At 74.8% G+C, this 17748-nt stretch carries 12 protein-coding genes; 7 read left to right on the top strand and 5 right to left on the bottom strand.

Going from position 1 to position 17748, the window contains the following annotated elements; all coding sequences use genetic code 11:
• Positions 1–132 precede the first annotated feature (132 nt).
• Positions 133–5952, bottom strand: coding sequence for a WD40 domain-containing protein (locus IF23_RS0105465; protein WP_030280382.1), 5820 nt, complete (start codon positions 5950–5952; stop codon positions 133–135).
• Positions 5953–6190: 238 nt separating this feature from the next.
• Here IF23_RS0105465 and IF23_RS0105460 point away from each other — a divergent pair, with 238 nt between their 5' ends.
• Positions 6191–7378 carry an ArsB/NhaD family transporter gene (locus tag IF23_RS0105460; protein WP_245654899.1) on the top strand — a complete coding sequence of 396 codons (1188 nt, stop codon included), beginning with the start codon at positions 6191–6193 and terminating at the stop codon, positions 7376–7378.
• Between the two features lie 41 nt (positions 7379–7419).
• On the opposite strand, the gene IF23_RS0105455 is transcribed toward IF23_RS0105460, so the two are convergent.
• Genes IF23_RS0105455 through IF23_RS0105445 form a run of 3 tightly spaced genes read right to left on the bottom strand, consistent with a single transcriptional unit; the run spans position 7420 to position 9872 of the window.
• A complete protein-coding gene (locus IF23_RS0105455) occupies positions 7420–8262 on the bottom strand; it encodes an inositol monophosphatase family protein (protein ID WP_030280378.1) in 843 nt (280 codons plus the stop codon).
• On the bottom strand, positions 8243–8902 hold the full coding sequence (locus IF23_RS0105450) for a hypothetical protein (protein ID WP_030280376.1): 660 nt from the start codon (positions 8900–8902) through the stop codon (positions 8243–8245). Before IF23_RS0105450 ends, IF23_RS0105455 begins: the two co-directional genes overlap by 20 nt.
• Before the next feature lie 19 nt (positions 8903–8921).
• Positions 8922–9872 (bottom strand): hypothetical protein, encoded by a 951-nt coding sequence (locus IF23_RS0105445; RefSeq protein ID WP_245654898.1) that lies wholly within the window; start codon positions 9870–9872, stop codon positions 8922–8924.
• Between the two features lie 235 nt (positions 9873–10107).
• Here IF23_RS0105445 and lplAB point away from each other — a divergent pair, with 235 nt between their 5' ends.
• From lplAB to IF23_RS0105430, 3 genes are all read left to right on the top strand, one after another.
• Entirely contained in the window at positions 10108–11172 is a 1065-nt protein-coding gene (lplAB, locus tag IF23_RS0105440; RefSeq protein ID WP_030280370.1) for a lipoate-protein ligase LplAB, read from the top strand.
• 103 nt (positions 11173–11275) lie between these two features.
• On the top strand, positions 11276–12547 hold the full coding sequence (locus IF23_RS0105435; protein ID WP_030280368.1) for a VWA domain-containing protein: 1272 nt from the start codon (positions 11276–11278) through the stop codon (positions 12545–12547).
• Positions 12547–13425, top strand: coding sequence for a hypothetical protein (locus IF23_RS0105430; protein ID WP_030280367.1), 879 nt, complete (start codon positions 12547–12549; stop codon positions 13423–13425). Before IF23_RS0105435 ends, IF23_RS0105430 begins: the two co-directional genes overlap by 1 nt.
• A gap of 177 nt (positions 13426–13602) precedes the next feature.
• Here the strand turns inward: IF23_RS0105430 and IF23_RS0105425 are convergent, their stop codons facing one another.
• Positions 13603–14604 (bottom strand): TIGR03842 family LLM class F420-dependent oxidoreductase, encoded by a 1002-nt coding sequence (locus tag IF23_RS0105425; protein ID WP_030280366.1) that lies wholly within the window; start codon positions 14602–14604, stop codon positions 13603–13605.
• 309 nt (positions 14605–14913) lie between these two features.
• On the opposite strand from IF23_RS0105425, the gene IF23_RS31890 reads away from it, so the two are divergent.
• The 3 genes from IF23_RS31890 (at position 14914) to IF23_RS0105410 (ending at position 17619) form a co-directional block, all read left to right on the top strand.
• The gene (locus tag IF23_RS31890; RefSeq protein ID WP_051739245.1) at positions 14914–16524 is read left to right on the top strand and encodes a hypothetical protein; all 1611 of its coding nucleotides are present in this window, start codon (positions 14914–14916) and stop codon (positions 16522–16524) included.
• Positions 16525–16595: 71 nt separating this feature from the next.
• Positions 16596–17096: a RipA family octameric membrane protein gene (locus IF23_RS0105415; protein ID WP_030280364.1), complete on the top strand. Its 501-nt coding sequence runs from the start codon at positions 16596–16598 to the stop codon at positions 17094–17096.
• A 31-nt stretch (positions 17097–17127) separates the two neighbouring features.
• Entirely contained in the window at positions 17128–17619 is a 492-nt protein-coding gene (locus IF23_RS0105410; RefSeq protein ID WP_030280363.1) for a hypothetical protein, read from the top strand.
• Positions 17620–17748: the final 129 nt, after the last annotated feature.

Here is a 17748-nt window from a genome sequence, read left to right as displayed (position 1 = left end):
CATGCACTCTTCTGACGTTCCGCTGCTGTCCTGCCGGTGGCCGGTTCGGAACCGTCCGGCGGTGGGGAAGAGCGGTCTCCGGGATGTGGGCCGGAGCACCGACGAACCGCCGTCGGCGCCGGGCCCGTCCCCTCACAACTCCGCGTCGAGCGGCAGCCGGTGGACGCCCGGCAGATAGGCGTCCAGCTCGCCCGGGGTGAACCGGGCCATGCCGACGACGTGCCAGAACTCGCCGGTGACCTCGCCCTCGTACTTGTAGCCGCCCTCGGGGGTCAGCGCCGCCCAGCCGCCGGGGACGCCGATGAGCGTGGCGTGCGGGGTGGGCGGGCCGTCCGGTGCCGGGACGTTCCACAGGCGGACCGTGCCGTCCTCGCCGCCGCTGGCCAGGCGGGTGCCGTCGGGGCTGAAGGAGAGCGAGAAGATCCGGCCGGTGTGGCCGGTGAGACGGGCGACGCGGGCGCCGGTGCGGGCGTCCCAGAGGCAGATGACGCGGTCGTCACCGGCGGTGGCGAGCAGCGGCAGCCGGGGGTGGGCGACGGCCGCCCAGAGACGGCCGTGGTGCCCGGTCAGGACGTGGCGGGGGGCGCCGTCGCGCCAGATGAGGGCGGTGCCGTCCCAGGAGGCGCTGGCCAGCCAGTCACTGTCGGCGCCGAAGGTGACGGCGTAGACCCGGTCGGCGTGGCCGTCGAGTTCGGCGGTCATCCGGCCGCTGTCCTGCTCCCAGAGGCGGACCCGGCCGTCGTCGCAGCCGGTGGCGAGCGCCGCGCCGTCGCCGCGGAAGGCGATCGACCGCACCCGGCCACGGTGGTCGGCGAGAGTGGCGATGTGGGCGCCGGTGGCGCGCCACCACAGGCGGACGGAGTCGTCGTCGTTGGCGGTGGCGAGCAAAGTGCCGTCGGCGCTGAACGCCTCGGCCCAGGTGTGGTCGGTCTCCACATCGATCTCGCGGAGATACTCGCCGGTCATGGCGTTCCAGAGGTAGACGTCGCCGTCGTTGCTGGCGGTGCCCAGGATCGGACCGGCGGGGCTGAAGACGCCGGAGATCAACCGGTCGCCGCGGCCGGTGAGTTCGGCGGTGCGGCGGCCGGTACGGGTGTCCCACAGGCGCACTATGCCGTCGTTGCCGCTGGTGGCGATGCGGGAGCCGTCGGCGCTGAAGGCGACGGTGTTGACCCGGCGGCCGTGGCCGCGCAGGATCCGCTGGCCCTGACCGGTGTCGGCGTCCCAGATCTGCGCGCCGCCGTCGTTGCCGACGGTCACCAACTGGCTGCCCTGCGGGCGGAACCGGCAGGCCCAGGCGGAGCCGCGGTGCTCCACGGGCTGCTGCCGCAACAGGCTGATGGCGCGGTGGCCACCGCTCAGCGCGACCCGCCACAGCCGGACGGTGCCGTCGCTGTCGCAGGCCGCCAGGAGCCGACCGCCGTTGCCGAACATCACCTGGTAGACCGCGCCGGTGCACCGCTCCAGGGCGCCCGCGGGCGCGCCGACGACCGGGTCCCACAGCCGGACCTGACCGTCGGTGTCGCCGCTGACCAGGAGATTCCCCTCGGGGTGGAAGTCGAGGGTGTAGACCCGGCCGGTGTGGCCGGTGAAGGTGTGCAGCAACCGGCGCCCGGCCAGATCCCAGACGCGGACCGTGCCGTGGCCCTCGGCGCCGTGGTCGCCGGTGGCCAGCAGCGTGCCGTCGGGGCTGAACCGGGCCCGGAACACCGCGTGCTCATGGCCGTCGAGGGTGCCGGTGCACTCTCCCGTACGGGTGTCCCAGATGCGGAGGTTGGCGGCGGCGTCGCCGGTGACGAGGGTGCGGGCGTCGGCGCTGAAGACCGCGGTGTAGACGGGCGCGGCGTGGCCGGGGAGTTGCTGGAGCGGCTCGCCGGTGGCGGTGTCCCAGAGGGTGACCAGGCCGTCCGCGTCACCGGTGGCGAGGAGGGACCCGGCGTCGTCGAGGGAGACCGGCCAGACGCCGCCCGGATGGATGTCCAGCCGGTGCAGCTGCCGCCCGGAGACCGGGTCCCACAGCCGGACGGTGCCGTCGGCGCCGCCGGTCGCCAGCACCCGGGAGCGGAACTTCACCGCGTACACCCGGCCTTCGTGGCCGTGCAGGGTGCGCAGGGCGCGCCCGGTGTCGGCGGCGCAGACCAGCACCCCGCCGTCCTCGCTGCCCACCGCGAGGAGTTCCCCCTCGGGGCTGTACGAGAGGGGTTCGGGCAGTCGGCTGGTGCGCATGTCGAAGCCGTACGGGACGCCGACGGCGGCCGGGCGGAAGCCGACCTCGACGGGCATACCGGGGGCGACGGAGGCGGTGCGCAGCTCGGGGGCGGCGCGGACCTGCGGGTCGATGAGCGGGTCGATGAGGGCGGCGCGCTGCCAGCGGCTGCGGGTCAGGACGGCGCCGCGCAGATCGGCGCGGGTCAGCCGGGCGCCGCGCAGATCGGCGCCGGTGACGTCGGCGCCGGAGAGGTCGGCGTGGTCGAGGCGGGCGCCGTTGAGGCGGGCGTCGCGGAGCACGGCGCCGGAGAGGTTGGCGCCGATGAGGCGGGTGTCGGTGAGGTCGGCGCCGGTGAGGTCGACGCCGGAGAAGTCACGTCCCGAGAGGTCCTCGCCGGAGAGGCGGGCGGCGCGCAGATCGGCACCGGCCGGGACGCGGAGGCGGTCGATGACGCGGACGGCGTTGGCGCGCGCCGCGTCGCCGACGCCGGGCCCGGGGGCGTTGAGGACGGTGCGGACCCAGGCGGTGGACAGGTCGTGGTCGGCGAGGTCGCAGAAGAACTCGACGGCCAGGGCGCTCAGCGGGCGGGCGGCGAGCAGCGCGCTGTCGCCGTCGGCGAGGCGGTCGGCGGCCTCGCGGGCGATGAGCCATTCGACGACGGAGCCGTGGATGAACTGGAACAGGCCGTCGTCGGTGCGGATCAGCAGCGATCCGGCGCCGACCGCCTGGGCGCTCTCCTGGGTGGTGAGGGTGGTCCCGGCGAGCCCCGCGAGGGCGGTGGCGACGGTGTCGGTCAGCTCGTCGAGGTGGAGGGCGCTGCGGCCGGTCTCCCACAGGCGGCGGGCGAGGGCGGTGACCGCGGCCCACAGGTGGTCGAGGGTGAGGCCGGGCGCGGCGCCGGGACCGCCCTGGCCGCGGCGCTCCTCGTGGGCGAGCCAGGCGGTGAAGACGTCCTCGTAGAGGCGGGCGGGGCTCAGGGCGCGGCCGGCGCCCGCGACGGCGTGCAGCTGGTCGGGGTCGAGGTCGGCGACGAAGCTCAGCAGCCGGGGGTTGGCGCACAGGGCGAGCAGGTCGGGGATGTTGCCGAGGAGTTCGAAGCGGCGGGCGGCGGTCTCCTCGTCGCCGTAGCGGTTGACGAGGTAGGCGCGGATCTGCTCGGGGACGAAGCCCTCGACGGCGAGGATGCGGCGCTGGGAGAGGAGGCCGACGCGTTCGCCGAGCGCGGTGAGGACCTGGTCCTGGGACTTGAAGTGCTGGGTACGGCTGCTCACCACGATCTTGGCGTTGTCGACGGCGGCGTTGAGGAGCACCTGGAGGTGGTCGGCGGCGCGGTCGTAGCTGACGCGGTTGACGAGTTCGTCGAAGCCGTCGAAGAGGAGGACGACGCGGCCCTGGCCGAGCATGTAGCGCAGGGCGCGCAGGTCGATGGTGTCGACGTCGTGACCGGCGAGGTGGGCGGCGACGAGCCCTTCGAGGCTGTGGGCGCGGTCGAGGGTGTGCAGCGGGATGAGGATCGGGGTGAGGTGCGGGAGGCGTTCGGGGATACGGCGGGCCAGCTCGCGCAGGGCGAAGGTCTTGCCGTGCCCGAAGTCGCCGAGGAGCAGCAGGAAGCGGCCGTGGTCGGTCTCCAGCAGCCGGAGCATCTCCTCGACGAGATGGTCGCGCTCGTCGGCGTCGGGGCGTTCGGCGTCGCGGTAGCGCTGCGGGAGGTAGAGGTCGGGGGCGTAGCGGTCGTCGTTGCCGAGGCGGGCGGTCTGGGCGGTGACGTAGGAGCGCAGGTCCAGCAGGCCCTGGAATTCGAGGAAGCTGCGGATCCGGATGCCGCGGCGCCCGGCGCGTTCGCGCAGCGACGTCGCGGGCGGCGGGCCGTCGTGGACCAGTTCGGCGTCGGAGCCGGTGTCGGTGGCGTGTGCCTGGGCGAGGAAGCGGTCGAGTTCGGCGTCGGTGGGGGTGCCGGGGTGGACGGCGATGCGCTGCTGGCGGATGACGCCCTCGTCGCTCCAGGTGACCATGATCTGGGTGAGGTCGTCGGCAGTGGCGCGGGGGACGTCGCGCAGCCGGACGCCTTCCTGGCGGGCCCGGCAGACCTCCTTGACGCGTTCGGCGAGGGAGTCGGCGGGCTCGGTGACGGCACGGTGGTCGGCGGGCGGCGCGGCGGTCGGCGGCCCGGCGGGCTCCCCGGCGGGGGCGAAGAGCCGTCCGGCGCCCTGCCAGCTGACCGGGAAGACGGTCGGTTCGGTGCCGCCCTCGCCCGTCCAGCGGGTGACGCCGTCGGCGGTGACGTGGAGCAGCTCGAACCCGGCGGGGGCGGCCGAACCGTACAGCGGCAGCGCGCCGTTCTGGAGCGGGAGGTGGTCGTGGGAGGGCTCGCCGCCGGTGGTGCGGGGGCCGCCGCTGGGGCCGTGCAGGACGAAGTGGAGGCGGGGCGCGGCGAGCCGGGTGAAGGTGTCGACGTCGCGGAGGATGCCGGGGCCGCCGGGGGCGTCCTGGGGGCGGCGGCGGCCGGTGAGCGGGTGGCGGAGCGCGCCGATCCGCAGCCAGCCCTCCTCCTCGTAGCCGCGCAGCGCCTCGGCGAACCAGGTGGCCTGGTCGCGGCCGAGGAAACCGTACTGGTCCTCGGGGCGGTGGCTGGAGGCGATGGAGGAGTTGAACCCGGCGACGACGGTGTGGAGTTCGGGGACCGGGAAGAGGGTCCAGGGCTGGTCGCTGTCGAAGACGGTGTCCAGGCCCTCGTAGAGGCCGCGGAAGAGGCGGGTGTAGTGGCGCCACTTGGGCCAGTACGGGGGCTGCGGCGGGATCTCGTCCGCCTCGCAGGTGTGGAAGTAGCCGCGGCAGGCGGCCTGGCTGACGTCCTGGTTGCCGGGGAGGACGACGACGCGCTGCGGCGGCAGGTCGAGCTGGGAGCGGAGTCCGGTGAGGAAGCTGAGGGCCTGGTCGCACTCGCGGGGGCTGCCGGAGGCGGTGAGGTCGCCGGTGACGACGAGGAGGTCGGGCGAGGGCGCCCCGGCGTCCTTCAGCTCGACGAGGTCGCCGCGGATCTCCCGGCGCAGCGCGTCCGGTTCACGGCCGCGGCCGAAGTCGGGACCGGCGAGATGGAGCACCGTGAGCGCGCCCTGTTCGCGGGCCGGGCCCGGGGACCGCGGGTACTGCGGGGGGCGGGCCGGGCGGCGGCGGCCGGACCAGCCGGTGCGGCCCAGCGGGCGCTGCCGGTCGTCACCGGCGGTGCCGGGCGCGGGCAGCTGGAAGGAGCCGGTGGCGGAGAGGGAGCCGGGGTAGCCGGGGCTGTGGCCGGGGCGGGCGTGGCCCTCGACGGCCTGGCCGACGCGGGTGAGGAGCATGCTCCGGGCGGTGGCGGGGTCGGCGACGCCGACGAGGTCGACGTAGGTGATGGTGGCGAGGAGGCCCTCGATGGGGATGTCCTCGACGCGGACGGTGAGCAGTTTGCGTTCGGGCTGCTCCGGTTCGGCGCGGAGCGCGGCCTGCCACTCCATGCGGCCGTAGGTGGAGCGGCCGTAGTGGCCGGAGAGGACGGCGATGACGGCGACGGACTCGCTGACGCCGCGGTCCATGAAGTCGATGAAGTTGGTCCCGGCGACGAAGTCCCACGCCTGGATGACGGTGCGGTACCCGGCCTCCTCCAGGGTCCACGCGATCCAGGACGCCCATTGCTCGTCGGCGGGCGAATAGCTGATGAAGAAGTCCAAGTCACGCGTCCGGCCGAGCAGTTCCCCGTCTGTCACCATGGCCCCATCGTAGGAGGTCGGGGGTGGCGGGGCAGGGGGTTCGACGGGATCACGTGTGCGGGCGGCGGGCCGTGGGCGGGATCGGGCCGCGGCGGGCGGGCGCGCGGCGGGCCGCCGTCCGGGCGGCGCCGGGCTCCGGCGTGCGGGGCGGGGCGGCGGGCGCCGGAGCCTTCCGCCCGGGCCCTTGATCCTCGCCTCGCCCCCGTCCCGTCCGGCCGTGTGTGCGACGCTGTCCGGCGTGCGCTTCCTCAAACGTCTGCATCCCCTGGACTGGCTCGCCGCCGGGCTGCTCGCCTGCGGTCTGATCTGTGTGGCCACGGGGCTGCTGCCGACCGCACCGGCGGGGGAGGCGATGGCGCGCATCGGGCCGCTGCTGGCGTTCCTCGCCACGGTGATCGTGATGGCGGAACTGACCGGCCGGGCGGAGGTGTTCGACGCGGTGGCGTCGTGGGTGGCGCGGACCGGCCGGGGCAGCTATCCGCGGCTCTTCGGGCTGTGTGTGCTCTTCGCCTCCGTCACCACCATCGCGCTGAACCTCGACACCACGGCGGTGCTGCTGACGCCGGTGATGCTGGCGCTGGCCGGGCGGGTCGGCATCGCGCCGGTGCCGCTGGCGATGACCACGGTCTGGCTGGCGAACACCGCGAGCCTGCTGCTCCCGGTGTCGAACCTGACCAATCTGCTGGCGTCGGACCGGGTCGGCCTCTCCCCCACGCAGATGGCGGCGACGATGGGCCTGCCCCAACTGGCCGCGATCGCCGTGACGACGGCGTGCCTGTGGGGGTTCTACTGGCGGCGCGGGCGGCGGGGTTCGGACGGGTACGTGCCGCCGGAGCGGACGGCACCGGCCGATCCGGTGCTGTTCCGGGTGTGTGCGCTGGCGTGTGCCGGGTTCCTGGTGGCGATCCTCGTCGCGGACGTACCGCTGTGGTCGGCGTCGCTGACGACGATGCTGATCGTGGTGGTGGCGTTCGCGCTGCGGCGCCCGGCCGAGCTGCGCCTGTCGCTGGTGCCGTGGCGGCTGCTGGTGCTGGTGCCGGGGATGTTCCTGGTCGTCGAGACGGTCAACGCGCACGGGCTGCACGCGCTGCTGACCGCCGCGATCGGGCCGGACGGCGGGCTGCTGGGCATGCTCCGCTCGGCGGGCGTCGGCGCGGGACTGTCCAACGTCCTCAACAATCTGCCGGTCTACATGGCGGGCGAGGCGGCGGTGCCGGTCGGCAACCACCACCAGTTGCTGGCGCTGCTGATCGGCACCAACGTCGGCCCGCTGGTCACCCCGTGGGCCTCGCTGGCGACGCTGCTGTGGTTCGAGCGGTGCCGCGGCCAGGGCACCGTCATCCCGCTGCGGCGCTTCATGGGCACCGGTCTCGTCCTGGCCGTGACGGCGACGCTGGCGGCCACGGCGGCGCTCACCGTGGCGTGAGGCGGACGGCCCCCGGGAGCCGGTGACCGCCCGCCTCCCGGTCAGGCGGCCCGCGCCTCCCCGACCACGTCGAGCAGGTACGTCAGGGTGTCCGCGCGGGCGGCGACGAAGTTGCGGTCGGTGTCCGGGGCCGCGGCGTCCACCGTGAAGGGGCCGCCGTCCAGGGTGCGGAACTCCACGCCCGTCTCGGCGGCCAGCAGCGCACCGGCGGGGAAGTCGATGCCCTCCGCGCGGTAGCCGACGAAACCGTCGATCGCGCCGCGCGCCAGCATGGACCAGCCGAGCAGCGGCGCCCACAGCTGGAGCACCCGCCGGGACCGCCGCTCCAGTCGGCCGCGGAGCCCGGCGGCCACCGGGTCGGCCCGGCCCACCGCGTGACCCTGCGTCCAGGCCACCACCGGCCCGCTGCGCGGCACCGCGCCGGACGGTCCGGGCAGCCGCTCCGGGCCGCAGGTGGCGCCCCGGCCGCGGACCGCCTGCCAGGTGCGGCCGGTGACCGGTTCGTGCACCACCCCGACGACCGGTGCGCCGTCCAGGCACAGCCCGATGCCGACGGCGTATGCGGTCAGGCCGATCGCGACGTTGTTGCTGCCGTCGAGCGGGTCCACCAGCCAGGTGCGGCGGCCGACGGCGTCGAGCAGACCGGCCTCCTCGGACAGGATCCGGTCGTGCGGGAAGTGGGTCTGGAGGCGGGCGAGGATGATCTTCTCGGCGGCCAGGTCGAGGTCGGTGACGACATCGCCCTCGGCGTCCTTCTCGCCCACCGCCCGCGCCGCGCCGAACCGGCCGCGCAGCAGCGCCCCGGCCTCCTCGGCGGCGGCGACGGCCACCCGCGTCTCGTGCGCGTACGGTGCGGCGTCCCGGTCACTCGCGCTGCTCGGCATGGATCCTCCTGAGTGCTGTGCGGACGGTCCGTTCGGTGTGTTCCGCGCCGCACAACCGGCGCACCGTACGGTGGCCGTGGCCGTGCAGGGGGCCCAGGGAGAGGTCGGTGTGGCCGGGCAGCGACCGGCCGAGCACCAGCGTGGCGGCGGGCTCGTCGCGGGTGACGACGGTGGCGTGGAACTCACCCGCCGGCAGGCTGTACGTCTCCCCGCTGCCGCTGGCGGCGGCGGGTCCCGGCTCGCAGCGCACCAGGCGGGGGGTGGGGCGCAGTTCGTCGACGCCGGAGGGAGCGCTGATGACCTCGAAGATGCGGTGGGTGGGGGCCTGCGCGGCGTCGGTCACGGTGACGGGGAGGTTGCCGACCCGGCCGTAGAGGACGTAGCTGCGCAGCTCCCAGCTGTGGGCGTGCATGGGGGCGGCGGTGGGGTCGGGGCGGGCGCCGGTGCCGAAGAGGTGGACGCAGACGCCGCGGGCGCCGTCGCGGACCAGCGGCAGGCAGAGGAAGCCGAGCGGGTGGTGGACTGCGCGGAGCTGCCGTCTGCCGCGGGCGATGTCCTCCAGGACGCGGGTGATCCCGGCGCGCGGCGCCTCGGGCGGCGTGCCGGGCCGGAGCAGTCGGTCGAGCGTGTCGTAGTCCATGAGCCGCGCCCGGGGCGTCTCACCTCCGGTAGGGGTCCTCGGCGTGCAGGGCCTTGTCGATGATCTCCGCGACGTCGGTGTCGCCGAAGACCGAGGGCAGCGGCAGCGCGACGTCGTCGAAGACCGCGCGGACCTCGTCGACGGTGGGCTCGTCGCTGAGCGGGGCGGCGTCGCGCAGGCTGAGGTGGACGGCCTGTTCGCGGCTCTGGTGCAGCTCGGTGACGTAGTAGTCGTAGAGCGGCCGGTCGCGGGGGACGAGGAGGTTGACGCGGTTGGGGTCGTCCTGGGTGATGATCAGGCAGGACTCGGAGAGGTCGAAGCGGAGGGTGGGGACGCCCGAGGAGAGGTGGACGCTGATCTCCAGGGTGTCGAGCCGCTGGCGGTACCAGCAGGCGGCCAGGACCGTGGCGTACGCCTCCTTGCGGGTGCGGTCGACGGTCCAGGCGTGCGCGGTGTCGTCGTTGCGGCGGTGCGCGAAGGTCTGGCGGAAGCGGGCGTAGGCGGCGCAGGTGCGCTCGTCGGCCGGGTTGATGATGTCGATCTTGACGCTGAGCTGGGCGCGCTGGCGGGTGGCGGTCGCCACGCAGCGCGGCAGCGTCACGGCGCGCAGATAGGTGCCGGTGCCGCCCTTGAAGGACCAGCGGTTGGTCTGGGCGCGGGCCCGCTCCAGGGCGTCGCCGACCTCGTCGCCCGACAGCGAGCGGACCATGGCGAGGTCCTCCAGGGCGCGGCGGGTGTCCGCGGACGCCTCCTCGATGTCGGACTTGCGACGCAGTCTCTCCGTCATCGAGCCGACCGCGAGGGTGCCGAGCACCAGGAGCGTCGCACCGGACGACACGTCGTCGCTGATGACGTCGCCGAAGACGTCCATCATGCCGATGGTCAGACCGAGCCCCACGGCGATCAGTACGTCGAGGTTCCTGATCACCCAGGCGACGCCGAACTCCACCCGTCCCACACGCTGCACCACGTCGTTCCCCCTCCCCGTTCCCCCGCATCGTAGGAGTTGGGGGACGGCTCTGGCCAGGGCCGCCAAGCCCCGCCGGGGGCCCGGGAGTTGCCGCCGCACGCCTGTGACCTGGTGCGGGGCGGCGGCGCCGGGCCCGAACAGACGGACGGGTCCGGTTGTCACCGGTCTCGGTTACGGTGGGACAAACAGGACGGTTCTCGGCCGGTGCGGCCGACGGCGGCGCGGAGGCGGCACGGTGCACGGCGAGTACAAGGTTCCCGGCGGCAAGCTCGTCGTGGTGGATCTGGACGTGGCGGGCGGCGTGCTGCGGCACGTCCGGGTGGCCGGTGACTTCTTCCTGGAGCCGGACGAGGCGATCGGCGCGATCGACAACGCGCTGGAGGGCGCCCCCGCCACCACGGACGCGGCGGGGCTCGCCGCCCGGATCACCGCGGCGCTGCCGAAGGACACGGTGATGTTCGGGCTGACGGCCGAGGGCGTCGCGATCGCCGTACGGCGGGCGCTGGCGCAGGCCACCGAGTGGGGCGACTACGACTGGCAGCTGATCCACGACGAACCGCAGCCGCCCGCCCTCCACATGGCGCTCGACGAGGTCATCACGGCGGAGGTGGCGGCGGGCCGCCGGGCGCCGACGCTGCGGGTCTGGGAGTGGGACTCCCCCGCCGTGATCATCGGCAGCTTCCAGTCGCTGCGCAACGAGGTCGACGCCGAGGGCACCGCCCGGCACGGCGTCACGGTCGTGCGCCGGATCTCCGGCGGCGGCGCGATGTTCGCCGAGCCGCAGAGCACCATCACGTACTCCCTGGCCGTCCCGGAGGCGCTGGTCTCCGGTCTGTCGTTCGCGGACAGCTACGCCTATCTCGACGACTGGGTCCTCGGCGCCCTCGGCGACATGGGCATCCGGGCGTGGTACCAGCCGCTCAACGACATCGCCACCGAGGTCGGCAAGGTCGCGGGCGCCGCGCAGAAGCGGATGGTCGGCCCGGACGGCGGGCCCGGCGCGGTGCTGCACCACGTCACCATGTCGTACGACATCGACGCGGAGAAGATGCTCGACGTGCTGCGCATCGGCAAGGAGAAGCTGTCCGACAAGGGCACGAAGAGCGCGAAGAAGCGGGTCGATCCGCTGCGGCGGCAGACGGGGCTGGCGCGCGAGGAGGTCATCGCGCGGATGATCGGCTCGTTCCGCGACCGGTACGGTCTGACCCGCGGCGCGGTCACCGACGCGGAGCTGGCGCGCGCCGAGGAGCTGGTGCGGACGAAGTTCGCCGACGCGGAGTGGACGGCGCGGGTGCCGTAGCGGAAGAGGCGGGGCCGGGCGGCCGTGGCGGCGTCCGGCGGGCCGCGTCCGGTATCTGACGGGCCGTTTTGTTTCGGCGGCGAATCCTCCATACGATCCGTCGATGATCATAAGAAAGCGGCTGGCGGCCGGGGTGTGCGGCCTGCTCGCCACGGTGGCCGTCGGCCTGCTCCCCACACCCGCCGCGGCCGGTGAGCCGGACGCGCAGCCCACCCCGAAGGTCGAGCTGGTCCTCGACGTCAGCGGCTCCATGCGCGCCCGCGACCTCGACGGCCAGACCCGGATGACGGCGGCGAAGACCGCCTTCAACGAGGTGCTGGACGCGGTGCCCGGCGATGTCGAGCTGGGCATCCGCACCCTCGGCGCCAACTACCGCGGCGAGGACCGCCAGGTCGGCTGCAAGGACACCAAGCTGCTCTACCCGGTCGGCCCGCTCGACCGGAACGACGCCAAGGCGGCGGTCGCCACGCTGGCCCCCACGGGCTGGACGCCGATCGGCCCGTCGCTGCTCGCCGCCGCGGACGACCTCAAGGGCGGCGACTCGGCCCGGATCGTCCTGATCACCGACGGCGAGGACACCTGCCAGCCGCTCGACCCCTGCGAGGTGGCGCGCGACATCGCCGCCAAGGGCATCCACCTCACCGTCGACACGCTCGGTCTGCTGCCGGACGCCAAGACCCGTAAGCAGCTCAGCTGCATCGCGGAGGCCACCGGCGGTACGTACACCTCCGTCCACCACACCGATCAGCTCCGCAAGCGGGTGCACCAGTTGGTGGACCGGGCGGCCGATCCGGTGGTGACACCGGTGGCGACCGAGGGCGCCGCGGAGTGCACCAAGGCACCCGAGCTGAAGCCCGGTCTCTACAACGACCGGGAGCGCTTCGGCGAGCACCGCTGGTACCGCGTCGACGTCCGCCCCGGCCAGGAGCTGCGGGCCTCGGTGAGCGTCGCCGCCGACCGGGCCGTCGACAACGACTACGGCGTGCTGCTGCGGGCGGTGACCGTCCACGGCCGGGAGATCGTCCGCGGCTCCGAGGCGGGCGACGGGCGCACCGACGTCCTCTCCACCGGGCTGCGTTACCCGAAGGCGGACGAGGACGCGCCGGACGGCAGCGACACCCCGCCCGCCGAGACGGTCTGCCTCCAGGTCAGCAACTCCTTCTCCGCACCGGCGTCGGTCAAGCGGGACCCGGGGCTCCCCGTCGAGCTGGCCGTCGACGTGGTGGACGGGCCGCGCGCCGCCGCCGACCCGGCCGCCTTCGGGCTGGGCCGCGGCTGGTGGCTGCTGGTCACCCTCGCCCTGGCCGGTCTGGTGGGCGGCCTCGTGTGGGGCTGGATCTCCCGCTGGCGCATCTCCGTCTGGAGGACCAACTGATGCGGACCCTGCGCACCCTGACGGCGGCGCTGCTCACCGCCGGTTCCCTGTTCGCCGCGGCCGCACCGGCCCTCGCCGACGACCCGACGCCGACGGCTTCCGACGGCTCCCCGAGCCCGGGGTCCGACGGTGAGGCGCCCGCGCCGACCGAGGCGGGCACGTCGTTCCGTACGGCCGCGCTGATGCTGCCCGGTCAGCGCGCCACCGCCGACGCCTCCACGGGCGACTACCTGTACTGGGCGGTCCCCCTCGACCAGGGGCAGGACGCGACGGTCCGGGCGAAGGTGAAGCTCCCCGAGTCGGCGCGGCACGGCGAGGCCACCTGGCGGCTGGACGTGTACGACGGGCTGCGGCGCCGTCAGGCGTGCCGCTACGGCATGCAGGCGCGGACGGTGGCGGCCGACGCCACGTCGGTGGAGCTGGCGTGCACCCTGCGGACCGTCCGCGGATGGGCGGAGCCGTGGTCCGACGATCCGCTGCCGGGCCGCTACTACCTGCGGCTGACCACCACCGAGCAGCCGCAGGAGGACCTGGGGCTGCCGGTGCGTGCCGAGGTGACCGCGGACGTCACGGACGCGGGCGGCGCCCATGCCGTGGACGGGGCGCTGGCCGCGCCGCTCGTCCCGGGGGCGACCGTCTCCGACACGCAGGACCAGGCCGGTGACGACGCGTCGGACAGTCCCTCGCCGAGCCCGTCGGCGTCCTCGGCGAGCGCCGCGACGGCGGCCGAGCCGGACGGTGGCTGGAGCTCCGGCTGGTGGTCCGACCGCTGGATCTGGACGGCGGCGGGCGGTGTCGCGGCGGCCCTGACGGGCATCGCCGGGTACCGCCTCACCGCCGGACGCGGCCGCCCGTCCCGGGTACCGCCGGGCGTCTGATCCGGCGGAGGTTCCGCCTCCATGTGCCACGGGCCCGGTCGTTCCGGCCGGGCCCGTGGTGTGTCCGGGGGCGCCCCGGGCGCGACTCCGGGACGGGCGCGCCCGGGGCCCGGCGGGGCGCGCGGCCCCGGGCCGGGCGCCCCCTCAAGCCGGTCGGCGCCCGGGCCGGTCGGCGCCTCAGTCGGTCAGCGCCGGGATGATCTGCTCCCCGTACGCGTCGATGACCTCTTCCTTCGCGTCGTGCATGGCGTAGAGCGCGAACTGGTCGACGCCCAGCTCCCGCAGCCGCCGCAGCTTCTCGATGTGGGCCTCGGCCGGTCCGAGCAGGCAGAAGCGGTCGACGACGGCGTCCGGCACGAAGGCGGTGTCGGGGTTGCCGGTCCGGCCGTGGTGGGAGTAGTCGTACCCGGCGCGCTTCTCGATGTACGCGGTCAGCTCCTCCGGGACGGCGCCGGAGTGCGCGCCGTACCGGGCGACGAGGTCGGCGACGTGGTTGCCGACCATCCCGCCGAACCAGCGGCACTGCTCCCGGGCGTGCGCGAGATCGTCGCCGACATAGGCGGGCGCGGCCACACAGACCGTTACCTCGGCCGGATCGCGGCCCGCGTCCGCCGCCGCGTCACGCACCGCCTTGACCATCCATTCGGTGAGGTAGGGGTCGGCGAGCTGGAGGATGAACCCGTCGGCCAGCCGCCCGGCCATGGCCAGCGCCTTGGGCCCGTACGCGCCCATCCAGACGGGCAGTCGACCGTCGCGGACCCAGGGGAGGCGCAGCCGGTGGCCGCCGACGTCGGCCTCGCGGCCCTCGGCGAGGTCCCGGATCACGCCGATCGACTCGCCCAGCCGGGCCAGGGTGTTGGGCGGCCGCCCCGCGACCCGCATCGCGGAGTCGCCCCGGCCGATCCCGCAGACGGTGCGGTTGCCGTACATGTCGTTGAGGGTGGCGAAGGTGGAGGCGGTGACCTCCGGGGTACGGGTCGAGGGGTTGGTGACCATGGGGCCCACGATGAGCCGCTCGGTGTGTTCCAGGATGCGGCTGTGGATGACGAACGGCTCCTGCCACAGGACGGCGGAGTCGAAGGTCCAGCCGTAGCGGAACCCCCTCCGCTCGGCCCGGCGCATCAGCCCCACCACGGACGATGCGGGCGGATCGGTCTGCAGAACGACTCCGAAGTCCACGCTGCGCTCCTTCTGTTCGGCGTACGGGCGGGCCCGGGAGCACCGGCCGGGCGGGGCCCGGCGGCCGTGCCACGACGGCACCGTGCGGAGCGGGTCCGCCGGGGCCGCCCGACGCGGACGGTGCCGGAATCCTTCCACACCGGGGCGTTTCGAACCCCGTACGACGCCACCCGCCGACACCTGGCCGAGGACGTCCGGCCGGACCGGGAATCCACCGCCAAAGAGCGCCTCCGGCAGGGAGGTTGGACCTCCGGCGAGGGTTGTCCACAGACCTTGCGGCGCTCGGCGCGGGTGTGGGTGAGTGGCCTCATGAACGGGAACACCGATGCCCCGTCCGGGCGGCCCTTCCCCCCGCTCGGCACCCCGCTGCGCCGACAGCACCGGCCGTGGGGCCTGCTGCTGCGCCTGCTCGGCTCGGCGCTGAACGTCGTCGCCGTGCTCGGCTTCCTCACGGCCGTCACCCAGTTGGGCCGGGCGCGCTTCCCCGAGGATCTGCTCGGTACGCCCGGGTGGCAGCGGGTGCTCATCGCCGCCGTGGCCTTCCTCGCGAGCACCGGCGCCACGGTGGCCGGGCCCCGGCTGCGGCGCCACGGACGGCGCCACTGCGCACGGGTGCTGCGGACGGTGGACGAGGCCCGCGGCGAGCCGTACGTGCTCTATCTGCGGCCGTTCACGGTGGACCGGCCCGCGGCGTCCCTGCCGCCCCCGGCCGCCCGGCCGCACTTCGTCAACCGCAGCGGCGAGCAGCTGACGACGGAGGAGAACCTCACCCGGATGTTCCGGGCGTTCGGCCGGGTGATCGCCGTCGGCCGTCCCGAGGAGCGGCTGCCGCAGCCCGGCGCCGCCCGCCTCTACCTCCCGTGGGACGACTGGCAGCCGGTGGTCACGGCGCTCATCGACGACGCGCGGATCGTCGTGCTGGGCACCGGTGTCGCCGAGGGCACGCTCTGGGAGCTGGAACAGCTGATCCGGCGCCGCGCCCCGCACCACGTCCTGCTGCTGGTCTACTCGGACGAGCGGGAGTACGCGGCCTTCCGGGTCCGGGGCGATGCGATCCTGGCGCGGGTCCTGGGCGGCGCGGAGGGGGCGCGGACCGGCGACGGCGGGGCGGGCGCGGTCACCGCGGACGCCGGTGCCGCCTCCGCCACCGGGGCGCCCGGTCCGCCGCCCGTCTTCCCGGGCTATCCACCGCTGCGCCGTCCGGAGCAGGGCGGGGCGCCGCTGGTGCGGGGCGTGATCCACTTCGGGCCCGGCTGGACCCCGCACTTCACCCGGATCGACCCGACCACGTTCGACGGCAGGCGGAAGCAGCGGGTCAAGGAGGCGGTCAGGGCGCAGTGGCTGCCCGCCTACCGGCACGTCCTCGACGGTGTCCGCGCCGAGGAGGAGGCCGCCGACCGCCGGGACGCGACCGGCTGCCCGACCCTCGCCGACCTGGAGGAGGTGCTGCGGACGGCGGAACGGGCGGGAGCCGCGGACGCGACGACCGGCACCGGTGACGCGGGCACCCGGAGCGGCGAAGCGGACGCCCCCGCGGACAGCGCACCGTCCGGACCGGAAGGCACCCTGTTCCGCGTCGAGTTCACCCCCGGCGCCAGGATCCGGGGCGTCTCCCCCGCCGGGCCCAACGAACCGGCGCTCGATCCACACGGCCGTCTGGTCTCCGTCGCCGGGGCGGTCCGCACCCCCGGACAGGAGCGGCCGGAGGGCCCGGAGAGCGCGGGCGAGGGGCCGGTCGCGCTCGACATCCCGTACGAGTGGCTGTGCGCGCGGCTGCGCGAGGTGCGCGGGCGGGGCGCGGCCGACAGCGACACCGTCCGTCTCGATCTCGGTCCGACGGGCCGGTTGCACGGGCTGGTCGGCGCCCCGCCCTCGGCCGCCCCGGCGCCGCCCGGCCCGGAGATATCCGCCGAGCCCTGACCGCCTGGAGCAGGCGATCGGTTGGTGCGGAACTCTCCCTTCCCGGGCGGGAGTTCGGCCACCATGGCCGCATGGCAGGCATCGATGAGAACCTCTGGAACGTGGACATCGGCCCGTCCGACTACACCCGCAAGGAGGAGACCTACCGGAGCGCGGTGCTGGAGCAGTACAAGCTGTGTGTGGAGATGGCCGACCGGGTCAGTTCCCGGCGCAATCTCACCAACACCTTCTTCCTGACCCTCAACACCGCGGTCGTCGCCGCCGCTGCGGCGGGCAGCGGCATCCACGGTTCGGCCTGGGTGCGGTCGGCCGGGCTGATGATCCTGCTGACGCAGTGTCTGGCGTGGTTCGTCACCATGCGGTCGTACCGCCAGCTCAACGCCGCCAAGTACGCGGTGATCGGTGCGCTGGAGCGGAGACTCCCGGCGCTGGCGTACTCCGACGCGGAGTGGGTCGCGCTGGGCGAGGGCCGTGACTGGCGGCGGTATCTGCCGCTGACCTACGTGGAGCAGTGGGTGCCGCTGATCTTCGCCGCGGCCTACGTTGTAGGGTTCCTGGCCACCGTGGCGTAGCAGCCGAACAGGAGGGCGAGACGGAGTGCGGATGATCGCCGTGACCGGTCACATGGATCTGGCCGAGGGGACGGAGCGGCTGCTCCGGGCGGCGCTGCCCGCGCTGCTGACCGAACTGACCGCCGGGGCGGACGGTCTGACGGGCCTGTCCTGTCTGGCCCCGGGCGCCGACTCGGTCTTCGCGGAGGCGGTGCTCGCCGCCGGGGGCACGCTGGAGGTGGTGCTGCCGTTCCACGACTACCGCGGCTCCCTCGCCGACCCGGCCGTACGGGAGCGGTTCGACCGGTTGGTGGCGGCGGCGTCCGAGGTGACGGTGGAGCCCTACCCGCAGGCGAGTCTGGCGGCGTTCGAGGCGGCCAACTCCGCGCTGCTGAAGCGGGCGGACGCCCTGGTCGCGGTCTGGGACGGGCTGCCGCCCGCGAAGGGCGGCGGCACCGCCACCACCGTCGCCGAGGCCCGCGCGGCGGGGCTCCCGGTCCATGTGCTCTGGCCCGAGGGCGCCCGCCGCGCATCGGCCCGGTAGCCGGGCGGCGGGCACGCATGGCGGGGCCCGGCGGGTCCCCGTCCGGTGGGCCCGGCGAGCCCCCGGTGGGCCCGGCGAGCCCGGCGGACGCGGCGGACCCGGCGAGCCCGGCGGACCCGGCGCCCGGCC

The organism is Streptomyces catenulae (genome assembly GCF_000718015.1).
Classification (GTDB): Bacteria; Actinomycetota; Actinomycetes; order Streptomycetales; family Streptomycetaceae; genus Streptomyces; species Streptomyces catenulae.
The sequence above is the reverse complement of the archived record's forward strand: the minus strand, read 5'-3'. Positions and strand labels throughout refer to the sequence as shown.

Excerpts from the sequence above, each read along its gene's own strand:
- IF23_RS0105410 (WP_030280363.1), top strand. The coding sequence starts at position 17,128 with ATGATCGCCGTGACCGGTCACATGGATCTGGCCGAGGGGACGGAGCGG.
- IF23_RS0105435 (WP_030280368.1), top strand. The coding sequence starts at position 11,276 with ATGATCATAAGAAAGCGGCTGGCGGCCGGGGTGTGCGGCCTGCTCGCC.
- IF23_RS0105415 (WP_030280364.1), top strand. The coding sequence starts at position 16,596 with ATGGCAGGCATCGATGAGAACCTCTGGAACGTGGACATCGGCCCGTCC.
- IF23_RS31890 (WP_051739245.1), top strand. The coding sequence starts at position 14,914 with ATGAACGGGAACACCGATGCCCCGTCCGGGCGGCCCTTCCCCCCGCTC.
- IF23_RS0105465 (WP_030280382.1), bottom strand. The coding sequence starts at position 5,952 with ATGGTGACAGACGGGGAACTGCTCGGCCGGACGCGTGACTTGGACTTC.
- IF23_RS0105430 (WP_030280367.1), top strand. The coding sequence starts at position 12,547 with ATGCGGACCCTGCGCACCCTGACGGCGGCGCTGCTCACCGCCGGTTCC.
- IF23_RS0105455 (WP_030280378.1), bottom strand. The coding sequence starts at position 8,262 with ATGCCGAGCAGCGCGAGTGACCGGGACGCCGCACCGTACGCGCACGAG.
- IF23_RS0105450 (WP_030280376.1), bottom strand. The coding sequence starts at position 8,902 with ATGGACTACGACACGCTCGACCGACTGCTCCGGCCCGGCACGCCGCCC.